Here is a 20,439-nt window from a genome sequence, read left to right on the forward strand (position 1 = left end):
TTCAGTACTCATAACCACACCACTAAGGGTAAACTAAGAGACACTAATCAAACACAGGTGGCCATAACTCAGAAATTGCAATTTCCCAACCAGGAAACAACTCAGGAATAGCTAACTTATCCTCACCAGCTAATAGTTCCATCTCACCAGTTGGACGATACACACTCACAGTTAATTCATCTGGATTTATCAATATTCCAACCTGCGCTCCTAATTCCAAAAATAGCTTGATTTTTTCTTCAATCGGGCGCACACGGTCTGTTTTCGATTTAATTTCTACTACCAAATCTGGAACCAAATTAGCAAAATCACGCACAGTACGTTTTAATCTTCCTGCTGACACAAAAGAAACATCTGGCGCTCTTAGATCTGTGTTGGGCATAATAAATCCACCACTCGAATCAAATATCCTTCCCAACTTGCGAGGATTCGCCCACAATTTCAATAGGTAAATTAACTGAGCGCCTATTTCACTTGATTCAATATCTGATGGTCCCATTACGACGATGTTTCCTTGCTGTAATTCTAGTTGGTAGTCACGTTGTTCTTCTTGCAGGTTTTCTTGCAGTTTTTCTAAATCCTGAATTGTGAGAGTCATAAAAACCTCCGCAAAGTATCATTGTAATTTTATCTTTATTTATTCATTAATTATGTCTCATCGTCCTATTTATCTCGATAACCACGCCACCACAACTGTTGATGAACGAGTACTAGCGGCAATGCTACCCTATTTCACCGAACACTTTGGGAACCCTTCTAGCATCAATCATATTTACGGTTGGGAAGCCGAAGCAGCTGTCAAAAAATCACGAGAAATATTAGCAGCAGCCATCAACACAACGCCAGAAGAAATTGTTTTTACTAGTGGTGCAACAGAAGCCAATAATTTAGCAATTAAAGGAGTTGCAGAAGCTTATTTTCAAAAAGGTCAGCATATTATTACTGTTGCGACTGAACATAATGCTGTACTTGATCCTTGTAAATATCTGCAAACTCTCGGTTTTGAAATTACAATTCTTCCTGTTCAAAAAGACGGACTGATAGATTTTACTCAATTAGAAAAAGCCTTTCGTCCTGACACAATTTTAGTTTCGGTGATGGCTGCAAATAACGAAATTGGAGTATTACAACCATTGACAGAAATTGGTGAAATGTGTCGGGAACGTGGTGTAATTTTTCATAGTGATGCTGCTCAAGCTATTGGTAAAATTCCTCTAGATGTACAGGCAATGCAAATTGACCTGATGTCATTCACAGCACATAAAGTCTACGGTCCTAAGGGGATCGGTGCATTGTACGTCCGACGCCGTAACCCCAGAGTACAACTAGCTCCCCAGCAGCACGGTGGTGGACATGAACGGGGAATGCGTTCTGGCACTTTGTATACACCGCAAATCGTCGGATTTGGTAAGGCGGTGGAAATAGCTTTGCAAGTACAAGCTACAGAAAATCAATACCTCACCCAACTCCGACAAAGATTATGGGAGCAACTTTCCCAGTTAGAGGGAATTTATCTCAATGGTCATCCTACTCAACGATTAGCAGGAAATTTAAATATTAGTATTGACGGCGTAGATGGAGCAGCATTACTGTTAGGATTGCAACCAGTTATGGCAGTATCTTCGGGTTCAGCTTGCTCTTCAGCAACCACTGCACCTTCTCATGTTCTCACAGCCTTGGGACATACAGAAAAATTAGCTTATGCGTCACTAAGATTTGGTATTGGTAGGTTTAATACAGCAGAGGAGATAGAGCAAGTAGCACAACACACTATTTCTACGGTTGAAAGTTTAAGGAAGCAGAAGACATTAGTGTGAACAGTCCAGGACTTACGCACGGGTCACAGAAAAACAAACCACAGAGACGCAGAGTACACAGAGGAATAAGAGTTTGAGAAGTTTTTTGCGTAAGTCCTACAGTCATTTTGTATTCAGCCTCTTTGCTTAATAGCCCCTAGTACAGCTTCTATAGCTCGTTCTTTTTGTGGGTCTGCACCTTGAGCATATTCTAATGGTAAAGGAACGTTGATATCTGGTGTCACGCCTTTACCTTCTAATCTTTGATTTCCGTTTACAAATACATCTGCAACTGCTACATAAAGTAAGCTACCATCATCCATGAAAAAAGGACGACCAGCAACTACTGCTCCGGCTGTTTTGGTACCAATTACAGGCCCAATTTTATGTTGCTGAAAGCCATAGGCATAAATTTCTTTGCTGCTTCTGCTTCCTTCATTGATCACCATCGCTACTGGTTTTTTCCACTGAGATATATAAGTATACTTTTTCCCATTACGAGAAACACTAGTGACACTTGGTCCAGATTCAGCTGTGAACAGATTAAGAGAATTGACATCTCCCCCACCCCAACCGTCTCTAAAGTCTAAAACTAATCCATCTGCATCTTTGAGGCGACCATAAATCATTTCTGATTGCAGCTGCTGTTGGTCTTCGTTGGCTGCGTGTGACCAAATATGGATGTAGCCAATTTTTTTACCTTCTCGTTGTATGTTTTGGATACTGGCTTGTTGAGCATCGATAAACATGGTTTTGGCATCAAAATTTTTGGGTGCGATCGCAATTTCTGTTTTACTATTTGTTTTGGCTGAACGCTGAATTAATAATTTGACTTCTTCTGTTGCTTTTCCTTTAAAAGATTGTATTGCTTGATAGGGGCGACCATCGACACTGAGGATTTGATCGCCAATTTTTAACCCAGCTGCGGCGGGACTTTTTTCAAGAATGGCACTAACAAATGTTTTGCCGTTAATGTTTTTAGTGAATGCACCAATGCCAGTGTATTCTATTTTGCCCTTAGGTAAAAATTTTGTTAACTGTTTTTGTAATTCACCACTTCTGGGTACAAAAATACCTAAAATTTCATAGTAAGCAGGCTCATCTTGAGTATAGTAGCGGGTGTGAGAAGTTTGCAATTCGCCAAGCATCTGATTAATAACCGCTGCAAATTCTTGGTTAGATTTAGTTTGTGTGGCTTGCGATTTATACTTTTCCCGCATTGCTTTCCAGTCCACACCGTTAAATTTTGAATCGTAAAAATTATCATTGACGGTTTGCCAAACTTGTTCAAAAATTTTAGTTTCTGGTTTAGCAAGTGTTTTTGGTAATGGGGAGGCGAGCCAAAACAGGAGCAACACTGAAAAACTGATGAGCGTTACTGTAGTGAATTTAAGTAAGCTAGATATTTTAGGTCTTTTCATAAAAATACTTATATTTATAATTAACTCAATCTGTGCCGCAACCATAAAGCTAGTAACGGCATCGCCAACTTATAAGCTTGCTCTGCACCGTAAATCAAACCTTTGTGCTGTAAACCAGTCAGCGCACCTTGTAAGCTACCACCTCTAGAAAGACCATGTTTTTGAATATAATCTTTACTTTGTGGTTTTTCTGTGGGGTCTAAGGCTAGACATTCCAAAAGATGCACTTGATTGGCTGGTAGAAGCATCAGTAAGGATTCGTACGTCATCGATAAGTCTTTGAGCAATCCTTCGATGGCCTCTGTGACATCTTGTTCAGTAATGAAACTATCAGGCAGACATGAAGTTTGTAGACGACGAATCAGTGCCATTGCATCACCAATGTGTCCTTGTACAGCATCTAAAAATAGTGGTAGTGCTTTGGAACGAGAATCAAATGTTAGTCTCTGTACGTGTAGCATTTCCCTAGCCCATACCGCTAAGATGTCTCTGGCTAAGGGGGGCAATTGCACAGTTTCTAAAGGATAATTCTCTTCATCTGAGTGGTGGTTTGTCTCAGCGATCGTTGCAATCAAAACATAGTTAACATGAGCGTCCTGATTGATTTTACGCCGGAATGTTGCTTCCCATAAACTATGGCGATCCCAAGAACGGATATGAGGGAAACTATGCAAAATTAGCACTAACCGCTTCTGTAAATCTACAGCCATGATTTGTGGCAACTCTAACAACATCTCAAATGCTTGCCATAGCTGCTTTTGGCTGAGAGAACGCAACAGCTTGAGTTTTTTTTCGACATCTAAGATAAAAAACTCACTAGCATGGTGATTTACCCAATTTTGAATTTTGGCTATTTCCCAGTTTTGGCTAATAGCTTCTGCTAGCAGTTGTAAAAATCTTTCCCCATCTGTGGCGCGAATACAATCTATCTCCAGTACAACTGCTCCAACTTCTTGCGCTCCTCCCTTGACTAAGGTACGCCTGCCACTACCAGGTACGCCGGTGATTAATAAATCACCATCTTCTGACAACACTTCGACAATACGCTGAAACTCTGCTGATCGCCCAATCAATTGCAACGGAGTAGACAAATCCAGACTCACAACTTTTTCGCCTTCGGGTTTAATCCTGACTGTAATGGCAAGCATAACTCAATTTTTGGACAACCATTGATGGGAATTATAGTAATTATTATATTTTTAATTAGTGCTTATTATTTTAAAACACTAATTAATAGTGTTATTGTTAACATAACACTTATTTCATGGAAATTAAATAACTATGGTTCAAGCTGCATCTACCGTTGCTGCACTAGGAGATAGACAGCCGGAAGTTTGGCATTTCTTGGAAATTGGGGGAGCGATTCTCCCAAAGGAGAGACGCTACGCGATGGTGCAAAGCACCCGCCTTACGGCGATCGCGCACAACCTGTAGATAAAAATATCACTCCTCCTACACCCTTTTTCAAAACCCTACCCAACAGGCAATTCCCGTGTTAGAAGCGTGCGTATTCACGACAGTATTATGCGGATTTTTCGGCATTATCTTTAAAAAGAACCTGGTGATGAAGATCGTCTCTATGGATGTCATGAACACGGGGGTGATCGCCTATTACGTGCTGATTGCATCGCGAAATGGCTTGTTCACACCTATTGTTTCAGATGTCAAAAATGGGGCTTACTCCGATCCAGTTCCCCAGGCGGTCATATTGACGGCGATTGTGATCGGCTTGTCAATTCAAGCCTTAATGCTAGTTGGTGTCATGAAGTTGGCACGGGATAATCCGACATTGGAAACCAAAGAGATCGAAAAGAGCAATACGCCATGAATACCCTTACGATTGCATGGATCGGACTACCGTTTTTTGTCGGGTTCACTATTTATCTGCTCCCCAAACTTGATCGCTATCTCGCACTGGGCATGGCCCTTGTTTCAGGCGCATATGCGTTGCAGCTATTTGCCGAGCAAACACCCCTGACACTGCAATTACTAGATAATTTTGGCGTCACATTAGTGGTCGATCAATTGAGCGGCTACTTTATATTAACCAATGCGCTGGTAACAGCAGCGGTCATCCTCTACTGTTGGCACAGCGATAAGACGGCTTTTTTTTATGCACAGACGATCATTTTACATGGCAGTCTGAATGCCGCGTTTGTCTGTTCCGATTTTATTAGCTTATACGTGGCGTTAGAGGTAAGTGGAATTGCCGCGTTTCTCTTGATTGCCTATTCCCGGTCTAATCGGTCAATTTGGGTTGCCTTGCGTTATCTGTTTGTCAGCAACGTGGCAATGCTATTTTACCTAGTTGGCGCGGTACTGGTCTATCAGACCCATCATTCGTTTGCTTTTGCAGGTTTGCGGGGCGCACCGACCGAGGCGCTTGCTCTGATTTTTCTGGGACTCTTGGTCAAGGGAGGGATCTTTGTATCAGGATTGTGGCTACCGTTGACTCACTCCGAATCGGAAACGCCGGTGTCGGCGATGCTGTCGGGAATTGTGGTCAAAGCTGGCGTCTATCCGTTGGTGCGTTGTGCTTTGATTTTGGATGAGGTTGATCCGATAGTCAGGCTCTTCGGAGTTGGGACGGCGCTTCTGGGAGTGTGCTATGCCGTCTTTGAAAAGGATACCAAGCGGATGCTAGCGTTCCACACGGTTTCGCAGTTAGGCTTTATCCTTGCTGCACCTAAAGTAGGGGGTTTTTATGCGCTAACACATGGACTGGTCAAATCAGCCCTGTTTCTGATCGCGGGTGCTTTACCGAGTCGAAACTTCAAGGAACTACAACACAAACCAATCAGTACCCCGGTCTGGATTGCTCTAGTCATGGCCAGCTTTTCGATCTCAGGCTTTCCCATGTTATCCGGCTTCGGGGCGAAGGTGTTGACGACCAAGAATTTGATGCCCTGGCAAATTATTGCCATGAACTTTGCAGCCTTAGGAACTGCAATATCCTTTGCCAAATTCATCTTTCTGCCCCATGAGAAACAAGAGGGAAAAGGGGATGTAAAACCCGGTTTCTGGACAGCGGTGATCCTATTGATCGGTGGCCTGATTGCAGCAAATGTTGTGTATTTCGAGGCTTATACCATCGCTAATATCACGAAACCACTTGCAATCATCGGCGTTGGCTGGGTGGCATATTTTTTGATTTTTCGACGGACAGAACTCAAGCTGCCGCGTTTGCTGGAGCAATTTGAGCATCTGGTTGGTGTGATGAGTCTAATGTTGATCCTGCTGTTCTGGATGGTATTGGCATGATTGGGTATCTGAATCTGATATTGCGACTAGTCATCTGGTTTCTGCTCACTGCTAACCTAAGTGTGGCAAACATCATTATCGGCGTCAGCATCGCAGTCCTATTGCCGGGACGTCCCAAATCTGTGGGAAGATTAAAGGATTGGCTGCGGGCGCTGGGTGAGATCATCGTGGCAATTCCACAGGCATATATTGAAGCATTTGAAATTATCCTCCGTCCGCATAACGAAGAACATGTAACCTTGGAACGAGTCCCACCACGACGGACACCCGCTCTTATATTCTTGGATGTATTTTTAATCACCTTTACCCCCAAGACCATTGTTTTGAAATACCACGAAGAAGGCTGGTACGAAGTGCATCGAGTCCGACGGAGGAAAAAGAAATGAACCTAGTACTGATAGCAATGATTCTGGCGCTGCTCATCCCCATGTACGAAGCATGGCAGGATGATGATATCTGGCAGACGATGTTGGCCTTTGCCAGTATTGCCACCAAGACATCAGTCATGATCCTGGTCGTCTCTGTCTTGCGGGATGATTGGATGATCGGTGTTGTCGGGGTCATCATTCTGAGTGTGGGAAATGCCGCATTAATGCTCCTGGCCCATGTGATCAAACGAATGAACGATGGATTGAAGAGTGATCTATGATAGATGTCTTTAGTTATACCTGCATAGGTATAGGAATCGTCTTTTGGTTTTGGGGTACTTTACCCCTGCTTGGCAAGCGATCGCTCTTATTTAAATTGCATAGTCTTTCGGTTGCCGATACCCTCGGTTCGATGAGTATCGTGGTTGGGCTACTCGTGAAAAGACCCAGTGAATGGCCCCTGCTCATCCTTGCCATCATCTCCTTAGCGATTTGGAATACAGTACTGGGGTATGTGTTGGCATACTGTTCCAGTAGCGGAGAAAAGTATGAATAATATCGATATCTATGTATATGTGATTATCGCCTTGCTGCCCTTGGCAGCCTCTATGGTGGTACTTCAGGTCAATCCATACCATGCCCTGGTCATTCGCGGCATATTGGGAGCTGTGGCAGCATTGGTATACACCCTTTTGGGGGCGGCGGATGTTGCTTTGACCGAAGCATTGGTGGGTACCATGCTTGCGATTACTCTTTATGCGGTTGCGGTGCGTTCATCACTGGTCATGCGTCTTGGTGTGATCCAAGACTCGGCGAGCGAGACAGATGAGGATTCTCAAGCAGACGAGAAAGGCGATCGCCTTTTTGGGCAACTGATGAATAACTTACGAACCATTTTTGGCAAACGCCATATGCGTCTTGAGTTAGTGACCTACACAAATACGCAGGCTTTGCAACGAGCGCTGATGGAAAAAGAAGTCCATGCCATCTGTACCCAATCTCAAGACAGCAAACCAGACGGTGCAGTGTCTGGGGACGGAAAGCAACCCTATCACACCACGACCAGGGTTCAACGCATCTATGACATCATAAAAAACGAACTTTCATTACCAGGGACAACCCTAACCTATGTAAATATACCAGACTTAGGGGAGAAGCATTCATGAAATGGCTTTATATCATAGCAGGGATAGCGCTATTTATCAAAATGCTTGTCATCCCCAACCCGGCACCGGACTCGTCTATCTCTATCGTCGAGGCGATTGTACAAGATACTGGAGTGCCGAATGCGGTTTCGGGTATCATCTTTATGAATCGTCTGTACGACACTATCTTTGAAGTAGTGGTATTTACAATTGCGATTTTGGGCGCTAATTTTCTGCTGGCGAATGAAAGACCGTCCTGCACAATCTATCAATTTACAGATCAACCATCAATTATTTTGGCGCGTCTGGGGGCAACAATTTCCGCGTTGGTGGGTATCGAACTGGCGATTCGAGGACATCTGAGTCCGGGCGGTGGTTTTGCGGCCGGGGTGGCGGGTGGAACGGCGATTGGGCTTGTTGCGATTACCTCATCACCGGAGTGGATGCAGGCGATTTACAAGCGCTGGCACGCCGCCACATGGGAGAAGGTTTCGGTTCTTGTTTTCATTGTACTGGCCGTTGTAACTCTAGCCGGAGTAGAACTACCGCACGGAGAGTTAGCCGCACTTGTCAGTGGAGGAGTTATCCCTCTGCTCAACATTCTGGTTGCAGTCAAAGTTGCGTTGGGATCATGGGCGGTGATTTTGGTCTTTATTCGTTATCGGGGGTTGTTGTAGTACGTAAACAATTCCTCGGATAGATTTCCTTCAGATATTTTGGTGACAGAGCCTGTCATGATAACTGTGAAGTCGTTTTTGATTTGAATATCAATCAAACCACCAGGCATTTGTACTGTAATATCAGCATCACACAAACCCAGTTTATGGGCAACTGCGGCGGCGGCGCTGCTGCTACTACCAGAAGCTAGAGTGTAACCTGCACCACGTTCCCAAATTTCGATTTGTATTTGATTTCTATTCAGAATTTTCATGAACTGAACATTAATTCGTTTGGGAAAGGATGGATGGATTTCTAGCTTCGGCCCATATTGTTTAGCAAGAATAGGTGACACTTCTGGTAAAGGAATTACACAGTGTGGATTTCCAATCGTCGCCGCACAGAAAGAAAAAGTTTGGTCATCAACACAGATTGATTCTCTGATGACTTCTCTGCGATCGCCAACAACTGGTATCTCATCACTCCAAAAGCTAACTTTCCCCATTTCCACCTGAACGGTTTTCGCAGCATCCTTGACTAGAGAACGTACAATCCCACCAACGGTTTGAATTGTAAAGGATTTTTCGCTCACTAATCCTAAATCCCAGAGGTAGCGGGAAAAAATACGCAAGCCATTACCACTTTTTTCTGCTTCACTACCGTCAGGATTGAAAATACGAAGTGCAAACTCTGCAATTTCTGAAGGTAATGGCCCGAATAAAATACCGTCTGAACCAATTCCAAAATGGCGATCGCAAATTGCTTTAATTTTCTCAGGTGTAAGCGTAAACGGTAAACCTTGGGGATTAATTACCAAATAATCGTTACCAAGAGCATGATATTTATAAAACTTCATTTTATCTATTCTTTAATAGCAACTACGTAAATTCTAAGATTAAGGATAATTATAGGTGTCACCTCACAACTTTCTCACATTGTTGTTTTATTTTTAAAAGTAAAACTAAATTAGTAAGCTTTTGCTTAATAGTCAAATAATCTTTGTGGAAGAAAAATTGGATTTCAAAGTTTAGTGCAATTTCGGGAAAATTGGGTTAATAATCTGGGAGGATAAATAAAGATGCAATCCAAAGCTAATGAAGTCAAACAAATTGCTACACAGTTGTTAGCTAGTATGCTTTCTAATCCTCATATTTATGCAACCGTAAGTGATGAAGGTGCTAAAGGTCAGCAAGAGCAAGAATTAATTATGGTTGCTATTGAAATGGCAGAATATTTAGTTGCCAAGGTTAATCAGAAAAAATCATAAAACAATTTTGAAAACTTCGTGAGGTGACTTTGATTTATTTTCTCAGAAAGCAAAATTAGTTACACCATTTCATTTTAATTATGTAAAGACATCGGTGTGGGCGTACATATGTACGCCCATTAAATAAATTTAATATCTATCAGGATTCTAGTTATTTTAACTAATTTGGTAAAATCAAAATTTAGTAACTGTAACGTTAATACCAGAGTTGATTTGTTTGGGAGTCTTGAAATACTCTATTGGCTGGAGATACTCAGGAGTTTGGTTTTTTCGTTCTTCGCATTCCTTTATGATCAGACCAGGATTTTGAATAATCTCAAGTGGGTCAATTTTGGTGCATCCTTGCTGTCTGAGGACTGAAATTGAACCCGCAGTTTGTCTTAGCTTATTATTTCGGTTGCTAACATTACCCCAGTTATTCTTAATCGTCACTGGTTTGGTAACTAAAAAACCAGCCCGATTACTACGATTGGTGATTTGACTATTCACTGGGTTAGCATAAGCACTAGGAATAATGCTGAATGTACTAACTAAAACTACCAAATTCAGAAGTAAGCGTTTCATAAATCAAATCTCTCATCAATACCTACTATTAATTTTGGCTACTTTTATCTTTAATTGCACTATCGTTAGACACTTTTTGATTGTGTAACATTTAGATTAAAGATAGATTAAAGATTTTGGCGAGATAGATTCACCTTGTTCTTGAACCCATCATTAGCTGTATAGCCTGTACTGTAAACAACAGCAAAGATCTATTATTATTTTTCCTGTAAAATAAATTAAGATGCAGCACAGTGTGACTAACTAGAGGCGATGTGACAGTTATTTTTACTCTACCTGTTGTCAAATTAATCAGCATGATAAGGAGATTTAATATTCGACAAAAGTAGCGATCGCAAACTTTATTAAGATTACTAGTAATATATTGTGGAAAAACTTAAGTTACACTGAAAATAATCATTTTTTTGGAAAAGTCAAGTATTTTGATCACAATAAGCAAAATTTTTTGGAAATGAAACTTTACTACATTACCCTAAATAACGCAGATGAAGCACGTCAAATCAGTCGTGCTTTATTGGAACAAAAATTAGCTGTTTGCGTCAATTGGTTTCCTATTACTTGCGCTTACATATGGAAAGGAGAAATTACAGAAGAGCCAGAAATGGTGCTAATTGTGAAAACTCAAGCAGGTTATCGGGAACAAATTGAAGCAGTGATTCGTCAATATATCAATTACACTAACTTTATTGCCGAAATTTCACCCACAGAAATCAACCAAAGTTTTCTTGAATGGTTAAATGCTGAAGTTCCCTTCAATTCATTACAAAAAATGTAGTTAAAAATTCTATACTACTCAACATTTTTTCCTAACAGTAGAGAAGAATGGTAATAGCTGTCTAGTTGAGAAACTAGTTATGATTCAGAATGAAAACAGTAATACTCAGTCGCCAGTCTATCAACCTTCTTCATATACTGATAGCCGATATTGGGGTAAAGTAGAAGTTATAGAAAAAGGGAAAAACTACAGAATTAATCGTATTGAAATTAAGCCAAAGCAAGGCATTAAACCACAAATCCATTATCACCGCAGTGAACACTGGGTTATCGTTTCTGGCACAGCAAAGGTTACTTGTGGTCAAGAGGAAAAATTGCTTAATAAAAATCAATCAACTTTTGTTCCTCCAGCAACACTTCACAAAGTAGAAAATCCAGGATTTATCCCACTTATTATTCTGGAAGTTCAAAATGGCGAATATTTGGGTGAAGATGACATAGAACGCCCAATAGATTGCAATTTAGCTACCCTGTAGCGTAAATTCAATTTTAATAAAACTTTATAGGGTAAGCACTACTTGTTGATTAAAGGGAAGAGGGAACTTCAGATTAAGAGTTTTTTGTTCCCTCTCAAAAAACTTTAGTAGTGGGTTTAAACCTCACTAAAAAAGATGTTTTCACCAGACGCGCAGCGTCAGTAAAAACGGAGTTCTTGTTTCCTGTTCACTAGACCTCTTGCAAAAGTCGAATTAACTCTCCTCAATCCCCCCGTGAACGAGGGGAAGATTTAGTTCCCTCCCCGATTTCGCTTAGGGTTAGGGTGGGGTAAAAATATTTTTGCAAGAAGTCTACTGTTAAAAGTTCCCTATGAACTTGATTTTTTTCAGTTGCTATTGCGGAGGAACAAGACTAGCAGTTTTTGTCGTGCTATCCCAAACTATCCAACCAAATTGATGCTCTAAATTATCGTCAGTATTTGCTACTTTAAAATAAATTTTGTCGCCACCCTTCATTTCAATAGCAAAATCAGCATTTTGAGCATACACCACCTTAAAACCTCTGTCTCGCAAACAATACATCGCCCAAGCTTTTAATGACTGTCTTGCTGGTTCGTGTGGAATTGGAGGTTTTGTGATTGCTTGTTCAATAACTTGGAAAATTTGCATTTTTGTCATTGGTCATTGGTCATTGGTCATTGGTCATTGGAATAAATTCTCCCTTCCCTTGTCTCCCTTCCCTTGTCTCCCTTGTCCTCCTTGTCCCCCTTCCCTTGTCTCTCTTGTCCTCCCTCAATTGGGATCGCACCGAATTTCGATCATAAAGCCATCGGGGTCATAAAAATAAACGCCTCGTCCGGTGGGACGAGTGACTGGGCCGTGTGCGATCGCAATTTGGTTTTGTCTGAGTACTTCGACAGCGCGATCAAAACTCAGAGGATCTATATCGAAAGCTAGATGATAAGCTCTGGTAAAAGTGCGTTCTGGATTAGAATCTGGAGGTGATAATTCTGGTTCCCAAAATAAATCTAAGATAGTCGCATCAGGAGTAACAAAATTAGCGACTTTTCCCTGCGCGACTAAATCCTTTAATGTTTCTGGAACCTCATCACCAGTCAACTCGTGTAAACCCAAAATATTCCCGTAGAAGTAGCGCGAAGCTTGCATATCTTGCACATTCAAAGCAATATGATGTACACGACGCAAGTCTCCGGGAGTCAGAACAGTATTGAGAGAGTGCGGACTAGATAGCATGGCGTCATTCTATTTTAGATTTTGGATTTTGGATTTTGGAATTAATTCCATCTGTACTATGAAATAAGTATCGATCACTAGAATTTACTTTTGCGGATAGATGGCAAATATTTTTTGAACGTCTATTTTTAATAATAAAAATCTAACATGCTATTTGATTATTCATTAGACTTTCAAAATATTAATTTTCGACAACACCCTGAATTATATCGTGTTGGCAAAGGTGAGCAGGGTGTACTTTTAGTAGAACCATATAAATCGGAAATTTTGCCGTATTGGCGGTTTAAAACACCAGATATCGCCAAAAAATCTAGCGAAAAAATCTATGAAATGTTTTTGGCTTACCTTGAACAAGATGATTTTGTAGGCGCGGATATGGCGCGGAAATTTTTACAAATGGGTTATACGCGATCGCGTCGTTATGCAAACCACAAAAGTGGCAAAAAATATAAAACAAATCCACAAAAGGAAAATTCCGCAGAAGCACAAAAGCAAGCGCGAACAGAAATTTTACCTTATGAAGAAGATCCTGTGAAGGCTGAATCTGCAAAAATTTTTAAACAAAAGTGGATACAAGCTAAAACTAACGAGAAATATCTCCAGCTTCTAGCAAAACATAAACAAATGTACGAACAAAATTAATTGCCAATGATCAATGACACTTGACCAATGACCAATAAAATTATTCCATACTTCTGGGTGCATTAACTACTTGATGCATTCTCCAAGGAATACCACGATACCTTCCAACCACTTCTCTGTCTTGAATTTCAACATTTACATCTGGTGCTTGGTAGTTACTACCGCGATACTTACGTATTGGTTCACTCTCTATTTTTTGAGCTTGAGAACTAATTAATTCTTGATTCTGATTATTATTTAGTTGTTCTTGATCTTTTTCCTGCGACTTAAGTTTGTATTCGTTTTGTTGTAGGAGTTTTTTTGTACTCACGAAAACGACGATTAGCAACAAAAGTTGTACTTGCCAAGGCGCTAAGATCAAACCTAAAGCTAGACTAATAGCTGCAACTACACCTATAATCTGGCCAATTTCATCAGTGCTTTTCTTGAAGATATAGCCAGCTACTAGACCAGTAAAAATTGGTATCACAAACAACAAAGTCATTTTTCTTTCACCTCTGAACTAAACCAGAAGCGCTAAATTTTCGGTATTCAAATATTGGGGCTATTGTTTAAAGACGTGTAGTAATTATACATTCACGCTTTTTTTTGAGCCACAATGTGCTACTAATAAACAACAGCACCATTAATAATAATTACAAAAAAGCTAATATATTATATTACCATCATACGCTTGCATCATCAAAGCTATCTAAAGTATGACCTTGATTGAGTAGCTTTTCTGACTGACACCCAATGCTGAACATTCCTCAACTACTAGCAACTGAACTCAACCTCAAAGCCTATCAGGTGCAAAATGCGCTGGAACTACTGGCGGAGGGTGCAACAATTCCCTTCATTGCACGTTACCGTAAAGAACGCACAGGGGAAATGAATGAAGTCCAGCTGCGCGATTTAGCAGATAGACATACCTACTTAAGCGAACTAGAAGAACGAAAATCGGCAATTTTGAATGCGATCGCCGAACAAGGTAAACTGAGTGACGAACTCAAAGCGAAAATCGAAGCTTGTTTACAAAAAACGGAACTGGAGGATTTATACTTACCCTTCCGTCCCAAACGCCGCACCCGCGCTACTGTCGCTAGAGAAAAAGGACTAGAACCGCTAGCTGAATTGATCAAATCGCTGAATACCAAAAACGCTGCACCCACATCTTTGGAAGAAGCAGCAGCAAATTATGTTTCTGAAGAAAAGGGAGTGAAAACACCAGAAGAAGCGCTCAGAGGTGCTTCTGATATCCTAGCTGAGGAAGTAGCAGAAAAAGCCGAATTACGCGCATATCTGCGTGAATATTTGCTAGAAGAAGGAATATTTACCTCGCGGATCAAAGATGAACATCCTGAAGGTACAACAAAGTTTGAGATGTACCGCAATTATCAGATCAAAGTTAAGAATATTGCACCTCATAATCTCCTGGCACTGTGCCGCGGGGAAAATGAGGAAGTGTTGAGTTTCGGGATTAGCTTTGATGAGGATATGGTGCTTTCCTATTTAGAATCCCAGGAAATTCGCTCCAAACATCGTCCTATCCGTAGTTTTTATCAGGAAATGCTTAAAGATGCATTCAATCGCCTGATGAAAACTTCTTTAATCAGCGAGGTAATTTCTGAGAAGAAATTATACGCCGATGTTGAGTCGATTAAGACATTTGAAGCAAACTTGCGGGAGTTGCTGTTGTCTGCACCTGCGGGAATGAAACCAACAATGGCGATCGATCCGGGTTTTAGAACTGGTTGTAAAGTTGCTATAATGGATGAAACTGGAAAATTCTTGGAATATCAAGCAGTATTTCCCCACCAAGCAGCCGAACAACGCCTCAAAGCTGCACAAACACTCAAAAATCTGATTGAAAAATACAAGATAGAGTTAATCGCTATTGGTAATGGTACAGCTTCCCGCGAAACAGATGAGTTTGTCGCGCAAGTATTGCAAAGTTTGGAACGCAAACCAATCAAAGTAATAGTCAACGAATCTGGTGCATCCATATATAGTGCTAGCAAAGTTGCAGCCCAAGAATTCCCCGATTTAGATGTTACCGTACGTGGAGCAATTAGTATCGGTCGGCGCTTGCAAGATCCCCTAGCAGAACTAGTGAAGATAGACCCCAAATCTATTGGCGTGGGACAATATCAACACGACGTAGATCAGAAATTGCTGAAAAAGAAATTAGACGAAACAGTCGAAAGTTGCGTTAACTACGTCGGCGTAGATTTGAATACTGCTTCCAAGGAACTTTTGACTTTTGTCTCCGGGATTACACTTACTGTTGCTAATAATATTGTCACATACCGTAACCAAAACGGAGCCTTTAAAAATCGTCGAGAACTGCTGAAAGTTCCCAAGTTAGGACCAAAGGCATTTGAACAAGCAGCAGGATTTCTACGGATTCGTAATGGTAAAAATCCTTTAGATAATACCGCAGTGCATCCAGAAAGTTATGCAGTAGTGGAGGCGATCGCCCACGATTTAGGTGTAAACTTACAAAAAGTTACCGAAATTGCCGAAAAACTCCACAAAGCCAACCTGAAAAAATACGTCACCGAAACCGTAGGTGAACCCACCCTACGCGACATCCTCAAAGAACTAGAAAAACCAGGCAGAGATCCCCGTGCCGAGTTTAAGTATGCCACTTTCCAAGAGGGAATTAAAGAAATTTCTGATTTGAAAGAAGGGATGGAATTAGAAGGTATTGTGACAAATGTGGCTAATTTTGGCGCATTTGTAGATATTGGCGTTCATCAGGATGGTTTGGTGCATATTTCTCAACTTGCTGACAGATTTGTGGATGATCCAAAGAAAATTGTGAAGGTAGGACAAGTTGTGAAAGTGCGAGTCATGGAAGTGAATGAGAAATTGAAGCGGATTGGTTTGTCAATGAAGGGTGTGAAGCAGTAAATTCTCAGTTTTCACATCATGTATAAAACTTGTTCTTAGTAAGGTCTGTAGTCAATACTGCGCCGTTAAGGATCTTTCGTCGTAATTTTGCGGTTGTAGAGATGCACCATGGTTCGTCTCTACAGGATTTCAACTATAATACAAATTAACTACAAAATTCAAATGATACCTGCATGAAATTTATGTATTACGATCTAGGTCAATGCACAAGTGGCGAAATAGTAGAAATCATCCTTTCAGGTAGTGCCGCGAATGTACGTCTAATGGATAGTTCAAATTTGAATAGCTACAAAAATGGTCGTAATCATAAATATATTGGAGGGCTAGCAAAGAAATCGCCAGTTCGCCTGCAAATTCCTAGTTCAGGGCATTGGCATGTTGCTGTAGACATGACTGGTTTGCGTGGCAATGTCAAATCGTCTGCCCGTTTGCTTCCAAGTCCGTTACCGACGATTCAACAGAGTCCACTTTCTTCAGTTCCCAGTTTGGTGCAGCCTGAATTCCTACCTGATGTGGCTGAATATACAAGGGAGTATGATGTATTTATTTCTCATGCTTCGGAGGATAAAGAAGGGATAGTAACACCCTTGGCAAAGGCTCTAAAAAATGAAGGGTTGAGGGTTTGGTATGACGAGTTTGAATTAAAAATCGGGGATAGCCTCCGGCGGAAAATTGATCGTGGATTAGCAAACAGCCGCGTAGGGCTTGTTGTTCTCTCACAATCATTCATTAGTAAAGGCTGGACAAACTATGAGTTAGATGGAATTGTTACACGAACCATAACAGGAGAACAAATCTTACTTCCTATCTGGCATAAGATTTCAAAGCAAGAAGTAATCGAGTTTAGTCCTTCACTTGCCGACAAAGTTGCAAGAAGTACAGCAACACATACAGTTGAGGAAATTGCAAGTGAAATTGCGGAGTTAATTAGAAGTGTCAGCGATGCAACATAAAACTAGCCAACAGATGATGTACCAATCTATCTGGAAAAACAGGTAGCAAAATTACTTACTGCACTCGAACAGCTAAGGGAGAACGAAGATTCATGAGTCGATACAGCATGATTATTCAATGGTCTGACGAAGATCAGCTTTTCCTGGTTACGATTCCAGAGTTTGCTGATCGCGTTGTTATGCCTTGCACTCATGGCAAAACCCGTGAGGAAGCAATACGTAACGGCGAGGAAGTAATTGAAATGTACTTAGAAGCTTGGCAAACAGAAGGTGAATCTATTCCTAATCCAAGTACGCTTCAAATTGCCTAATTATTGTTGTGAGGGGCAGTATCACAAATCTTTAAAGTAGCTTGATTATTGAGATTTATCAAAGCTAGGCTACAGCTTGTTGATCGTAAACAATGCGCGATCGCTCATCATCAAATCCAGATACTAGCAAAATACCTGTAAGCGATCGCCTTTGAAAATGTGAGGTTATTGGTTACGGGATAATTGCGAGGGCGTAGAGGGCTGGACAGGGGAAAATGGATAAGAACCATATAGAACTTAGAAGGAAAAGATACTTCAAGCTCAGTTCACAAATCGCTCAGTTGGATAATGTACAATTGCGTTCTCAGCTTGGCGATAATCAGTCAAGTTTGGGTTGGGGACTAACTCACACCATAGTTCTTGGACAATCCAAAGTCTTTGTGAAACGCATTCCAGTCACAAACATCGAATATGACAACTTGTTCTCTACCAAAAATCTCTATGATCTGCCGACTTACTTTAATTACGGACTCGGTTCCGCTGGTTTAGGGGTCGCTGGTTTAGGGGTTTTCCGTGAACTCGTGACACATATCAAGACCACCAACTGGGTATTAGAGGGGGCGATCGCTACCTTCCCACTGATGTACCATTATCGGATTATTCCGTTCTCTGGGCAACATGTGGACGTCGATAGGGATCGTCTAAAAGGCTTTGTGGAGTACTGGGGCAATAATGCGAACGTCGGCAATTATATGTTAGATAGAGCGAACGCCAACCATGAGTTAGTTCTGTTCCTGGAATATATTCCACATGTTCTGGAAATATGGCTGCGGGAAAACCCCAACAAACTCCAGAAACATCTGGATGACTTGTGTACGACGATTACCTTTTTGAGGACGAAAGAGATCATCCACTTTGACGCACATTTTCGCAACGTCCTCACCGATGGCGAGCAAATCTATTTAACCGATTTTGGTTTGGCACTTGACAAAAGTTTTACGTTGACGAAGGATGAAGAATCTTTCTTTGATGAAAACACATTTTACGACTACGGAGAGATCCTGCGGAATCTTAGCCACCTGATTCGATCATCGTATGATTCATGTTCGGAGGACGATAAACGCAGAATCATGGAAAAATATGGCATAAAAGAAGGCTTACAACATTATCAATTGGTGTCTCTATTACTCGACAACATCGAGCAGATACATGCTGACGGGATCATGAAGCTAGATGAATTCTATGTTGCCAGCATCGTGAAGTACCATAGCATCATTGCACTGATGCGAAACTTCTATTTTGATATATGGGGAAATAACAAAAAAGACACGAAACTTCCTCATGTGAAACTACAGCTACTACTCAAAGAGACGGGGTTTCTTGCTGGTGCTTTCAGTTGACCTTATCAAGCAAAGCTGTAATTTGTTCAAGAGCAGAGAGATAAACATTGATATGTCAACCCTAGAACAAATTGAAGCGGGGTCTGATTGAATCAGCCGCTTCCGCTTCAATAGTTATACGGTTTTTTCAAAAATTAAATAAGATTCCTATGGCTAAAAATGCCTCACTAAGTTGATATTGCTTACTGCAAAATCCGATTACACCCATTAGCATCAGGAGGCGCTGTTTGTGTTGAGGCAGTTGTGAGTAGCAGTGAGTTAGGTGCTTGGCCTAAGGCATTACCTGTAGCAATTACATCAAAAATGACTCCGGCCGGGACTTGTTGATTCGCAACTTCTACTGTGATTGGTGGGTTGAAGGCATTATTTATCAATGGGTCAAATTGGTCAGGTAGAACTGGATTGAAGTTATATGTACCAGCCGTAAGTTCTGGGTAAGGAATAGCAGTTTTGGGTGTTAGGTCTGTGATACGAGTTTCATCCACATTTGGGCTAGAAGATTTGCTAATACGGAAATCTATAACAGCGTTAGTTTCCGAAAAGCGATACCAACGTCCTTTAAATTTACCTGGATTAGGCTGTGTTAAATCCTCTGGAATCACAAAGGGTGATTGATTAAATAATGGTTGACCTGAGGGGCCTTGTATTGTTCCTGTTATCGCTACTGTATAAGCACTATTAGGCGCTCCTTTAAAGGTTCTAGAAGCAATTGTACTGAGAGTACCAGATTGCACAAAAAGTACCTGAAGATTTCCTGGTGTTACATTTACATATTGACTAGCTTGACGAAAACCTACATTCTGCAAAATTTTTTGACCATTGACAATGACATCAACTGGTGATGCAGTACCAACCGCAGCGTTAATAACTCTTAATTTGGTAGGGCATTTATAAGGGTTTAGAAGAGGATCTAGTAGGCTTATGGTTTGAGTGGACGATTGTTGTAAAGACTTTGTAGACAGTGGAGAATTGGCTAAACTTTTGTATGGATAACTAGTCCAACTCATTAAAGATAATGCCAAACCACCTAAGAATAATCGTCTTGTTAGAAACATATCTTCCTCCTATCGTGAGACAAAAATAACCAATGAGTAAGCTTTATTCTGCATAAAAAATGATGCGATAATCATCGCAAAGATTTTTTATGTATAGGGCTATAGATATTGCAATGGTAGATATCTAAGTTGAGAAGACACGTTATTTTTTTTCTGTTGTTTTCCCAACCATTAAATATTAAATAGTGTTGGTTCTTCAGTAACTAGTATGCTAAAAACACAGTAAATTATGTACTAAAGAAGGTGGCCAGCCAAGATACGTGTAAAATGAGACACGTTGTAAAGTTATGTTATTTAGC

Annotated in this window: 26 protein-coding genes; 17 read left to right on the forward strand and 9 right to left on the reverse strand. The window is 40.9% G+C overall.

Annotated features, from left to right (window positions below):
* Positions 1-43: 43 nt before the first annotated feature.
* Positions 44-598 carry a Uma2 family endonuclease gene (locus B4U84_RS17155; RefSeq protein ID WP_044449949.1) on the reverse strand — a complete coding sequence of 185 codons (555 nt, stop codon included), beginning with the start codon at positions 596-598 and terminating at the stop codon, positions 44-46.
* A 52-nt stretch (positions 599-650) separates the two neighbouring features.
* Here B4U84_RS17155 and B4U84_RS17160 point away from each other — a divergent pair, with 52 nt between their 5' ends.
* Positions 651-1,817 (forward strand): cysteine desulfurase family protein, encoded by a 1,167-nt coding sequence (locus B4U84_RS17160; RefSeq protein ID WP_131119668.1) that lies wholly within the window; start codon positions 651-653, stop codon positions 1,815-1,817.
* 113 nt (positions 1,818-1,930) lie between these two features.
* Here B4U84_RS17160 and B4U84_RS17165 read toward each other — a convergent pair whose 3' ends face one another.
* Together B4U84_RS17165 and B4U84_RS17170 are read right to left on the reverse strand one after the other, a co-directional pair.
* Entirely contained in the window at positions 1,931-3,217 is a 1,287-nt protein-coding gene (locus B4U84_RS17165; RefSeq protein ID WP_131119670.1) for a S41 family peptidase, read from the reverse strand.
* A gap of 20 nt (positions 3,218-3,237) precedes the next feature.
* Positions 3,238-4,365 carry an ATP-binding protein gene (locus tag B4U84_RS17170; protein ID WP_017310318.1) on the reverse strand — a complete coding sequence of 376 codons (1,128 nt, stop codon included), beginning with the start codon at positions 4,363-4,365 and terminating at the stop codon, positions 3,238-3,240.
* Between the two features lie 133 nt (positions 4,366-4,498).
* Between B4U84_RS17170 and B4U84_RS30650 the strand changes: the two genes are divergently transcribed.
* The 8 genes from B4U84_RS30650 to B4U84_RS17205 are packed head-to-tail and all read left to right on the forward strand — an operon-like array spanning position 4,499 to position 8,668.
* Positions 4,499-4,651, forward strand: a complete 153-nt coding sequence (locus B4U84_RS30650; protein ID WP_017310319.1) for a hypothetical protein — start codon at positions 4,499-4,501, stop codon at positions 4,649-4,651.
* A gap of 58 nt (positions 4,652-4,709) precedes the next feature.
* On the forward strand, positions 4,710-5,045 hold the full coding sequence (locus B4U84_RS17175) for an NADH-quinone oxidoreductase subunit K (RefSeq protein WP_017310320.1): 336 nt from the start codon (positions 4,710-4,712) through the stop codon (positions 5,043-5,045).
* Positions 5,042-6,478: a cation:proton antiporter gene (locus B4U84_RS17180; RefSeq protein ID WP_131119672.1), complete on the forward strand. Its 1,437-nt coding sequence runs from the start codon at positions 5,042-5,044 to the stop codon at positions 6,476-6,478. Before B4U84_RS17175 ends, B4U84_RS17180 begins: the two co-directional genes overlap by 4 nt.
* On the forward strand, positions 6,475-6,864 hold the full coding sequence (locus B4U84_RS17185) for a Na+/H+ antiporter subunit E (RefSeq protein WP_131119674.1): 390 nt from the start codon (positions 6,475-6,477) through the stop codon (positions 6,862-6,864). Before B4U84_RS17180 ends, B4U84_RS17185 begins: the two co-directional genes overlap by 4 nt.
* Positions 6,861-7,127 (forward strand): hypothetical protein, encoded by a 267-nt coding sequence (locus B4U84_RS17190; protein ID WP_016858899.1) that lies wholly within the window; start codon positions 6,861-6,863, stop codon positions 7,125-7,127. Before B4U84_RS17185 ends, B4U84_RS17190 begins: the two co-directional genes overlap by 4 nt.
* Entirely contained in the window at positions 7,124-7,402 is a 279-nt protein-coding gene (locus B4U84_RS17195) for a monovalent cation/H(+) antiporter subunit G (RefSeq protein WP_131119676.1), read from the forward strand. The genes B4U84_RS17190 and B4U84_RS17195 overlap by 4 nt, the downstream gene beginning before the upstream one ends.
* Positions 7,395-8,012, forward strand: a complete 618-nt coding sequence (locus B4U84_RS17200) for a DUF4040 domain-containing protein (RefSeq protein WP_131119678.1) — start codon at positions 7,395-7,397, stop codon at positions 8,010-8,012. Before B4U84_RS17195 ends, B4U84_RS17200 begins: the two co-directional genes overlap by 8 nt.
* Complete coding sequence (locus B4U84_RS17205; RefSeq protein WP_131119680.1) at positions 8,009-8,668, forward strand: Na(+)/H(+) antiporter subunit B; 660 nt, start codon at positions 8,009-8,011, stop codon at positions 8,666-8,668. The genes B4U84_RS17200 and B4U84_RS17205 overlap by 4 nt, the downstream gene beginning before the upstream one ends.
* Here the strand turns inward: B4U84_RS17205 and dapF are convergent.
* Complete coding sequence (dapF, locus tag B4U84_RS17210; RefSeq protein WP_131119682.1) at positions 8,650-9,504, reverse strand: diaminopimelate epimerase; 855 nt, start codon at positions 9,502-9,504, stop codon at positions 8,650-8,652. The genes B4U84_RS17205 and dapF overlap by 19 nt on opposite strands.
* 222 nt (positions 9,505-9,726) lie before the next feature.
* Here dapF and B4U84_RS17215 point away from each other — a divergent pair, with 222 nt between their 5' ends.
* On the forward strand, positions 9,727-9,915 hold the full coding sequence (locus tag B4U84_RS17215; RefSeq protein WP_131119684.1) for a hypothetical protein: 189 nt from the start codon (positions 9,727-9,729) through the stop codon (positions 9,913-9,915).
* 174 nt (positions 9,916-10,089) lie between these two features.
* Here the strand turns inward: B4U84_RS17215 and B4U84_RS17220 are convergent, their stop codons facing one another.
* Positions 10,090-10,479 (reverse strand): hypothetical protein, encoded by a 390-nt coding sequence (locus tag B4U84_RS17220; protein WP_017310327.1) that lies wholly within the window; start codon positions 10,477-10,479, stop codon positions 10,090-10,092.
* 451 nt (positions 10,480-10,930) lie between these two features.
* Here B4U84_RS17220 and cutA point away from each other — a divergent pair, with 451 nt between their 5' ends.
* Together cutA and B4U84_RS17230 are read left to right on the forward strand one after the other, a co-directional pair.
* Positions 10,931-11,254: a divalent-cation tolerance protein CutA gene (gene cutA / locus B4U84_RS17225; RefSeq protein ID WP_131119686.1), complete on the forward strand. Its 324-nt coding sequence runs from the start codon at positions 10,931-10,933 to the stop codon at positions 11,252-11,254.
* 79 nt (positions 11,255-11,333) lie between these two features.
* Positions 11,334-11,729, forward strand: a complete 396-nt coding sequence (locus B4U84_RS17230) for a phosphomannose isomerase type II C-terminal cupin domain (RefSeq protein WP_131119688.1) — start codon at positions 11,334-11,336, stop codon at positions 11,727-11,729.
* Positions 11,730-12,083: 354 nt separating this feature from the next.
* On the opposite strand, the gene B4U84_RS17235 is transcribed toward B4U84_RS17230, so the two are convergent.
* Positions 12,084-12,368: a hypothetical protein gene (locus B4U84_RS17235; protein ID WP_017310330.1), complete on the reverse strand. Its 285-nt coding sequence runs from the start codon at positions 12,366-12,368 to the stop codon at positions 12,084-12,086.
* A 114-nt stretch (positions 12,369-12,482) separates the two neighbouring features.
* The gene (locus B4U84_RS17240) at positions 12,483-12,944 is read right to left on the reverse strand and encodes a VOC family protein (protein WP_131119690.1); all 462 of its coding nucleotides are present in this window, start codon (positions 12,942-12,944) and stop codon (positions 12,483-12,485) included.
* Positions 12,945-13,091: 147 nt separating this feature from the next.
* Between B4U84_RS17240 and B4U84_RS17245 the strand changes: the two genes are divergently transcribed.
* Positions 13,092-13,586 carry a DUF4385 domain-containing protein gene (locus B4U84_RS17245; RefSeq protein ID WP_131119691.1) on the forward strand — a complete coding sequence of 165 codons (495 nt, stop codon included), beginning with the start codon at positions 13,092-13,094 and terminating at the stop codon, positions 13,584-13,586.
* Between the two features lie 40 nt (positions 13,587-13,626).
* On the opposite strand, the gene B4U84_RS17250 is transcribed toward B4U84_RS17245, so the two are convergent.
* Positions 13,627-14,070 (reverse strand): DUF4278 domain-containing protein, encoded by a 444-nt coding sequence (locus B4U84_RS17250; RefSeq protein ID WP_131119693.1) that lies wholly within the window; start codon positions 14,068-14,070, stop codon positions 13,627-13,629.
* A gap of 251 nt (positions 14,071-14,321) precedes the next feature.
* On the opposite strand from B4U84_RS17250, the gene B4U84_RS17255 reads away from it, so the two are divergent.
* The 4 genes from B4U84_RS17255 (at position 14,322) to B4U84_RS17270 (ending at position 19,085) form a co-directional block, all read left to right on the forward strand.
* Positions 14,322-16,481: a Tex family protein gene (locus tag B4U84_RS17255; RefSeq protein ID WP_131119695.1), complete on the forward strand. Its 2,160-nt coding sequence runs from the start codon at positions 14,322-14,324 to the stop codon at positions 16,479-16,481.
* Positions 16,482-16,654: 173 nt separating this feature from the next.
* Entirely contained in the window at positions 16,655-17,434 is a 780-nt protein-coding gene (locus B4U84_RS17260) for a DUF1883 domain-containing protein (protein ID WP_131119697.1), read from the forward strand.
* 92 nt (positions 17,435-17,526) lie between these two features.
* Entirely contained in the window at positions 17,527-17,745 is a 219-nt protein-coding gene (locus B4U84_RS17265; RefSeq protein ID WP_017310337.1) for a type II toxin-antitoxin system HicB family antitoxin, read from the forward strand.
* Positions 17,746-17,960: 215 nt separating this feature from the next.
* Entirely contained in the window at positions 17,961-19,085 is a 1,125-nt protein-coding gene (locus B4U84_RS17270) for a protein kinase family protein (protein ID WP_131119700.1), read from the forward strand.
* A gap of 182 nt (positions 19,086-19,267) precedes the next feature.
* Here B4U84_RS17270 and B4U84_RS17275 read toward each other — a convergent pair whose 3' ends face one another.
* The gene (locus B4U84_RS17275; protein ID WP_131119702.1) at positions 19,268-20,140 is read right to left on the reverse strand and encodes a DUF4397 domain-containing protein; all 873 of its coding nucleotides are present in this window, start codon (positions 20,138-20,140) and stop codon (positions 19,268-19,270) included.
* Between the last annotated feature and the right edge of the window lie 299 nt (positions 20,141-20,439).

The sequence above is a fragment of the Westiellopsis prolifica IICB1 genome, assembly GCF_004323185.1.
Taxonomy (GTDB): Bacteria; Cyanobacteriota; Cyanobacteriia; order Cyanobacteriales; family Nostocaceae; genus Pelatocladus; species Pelatocladus prolificus_A.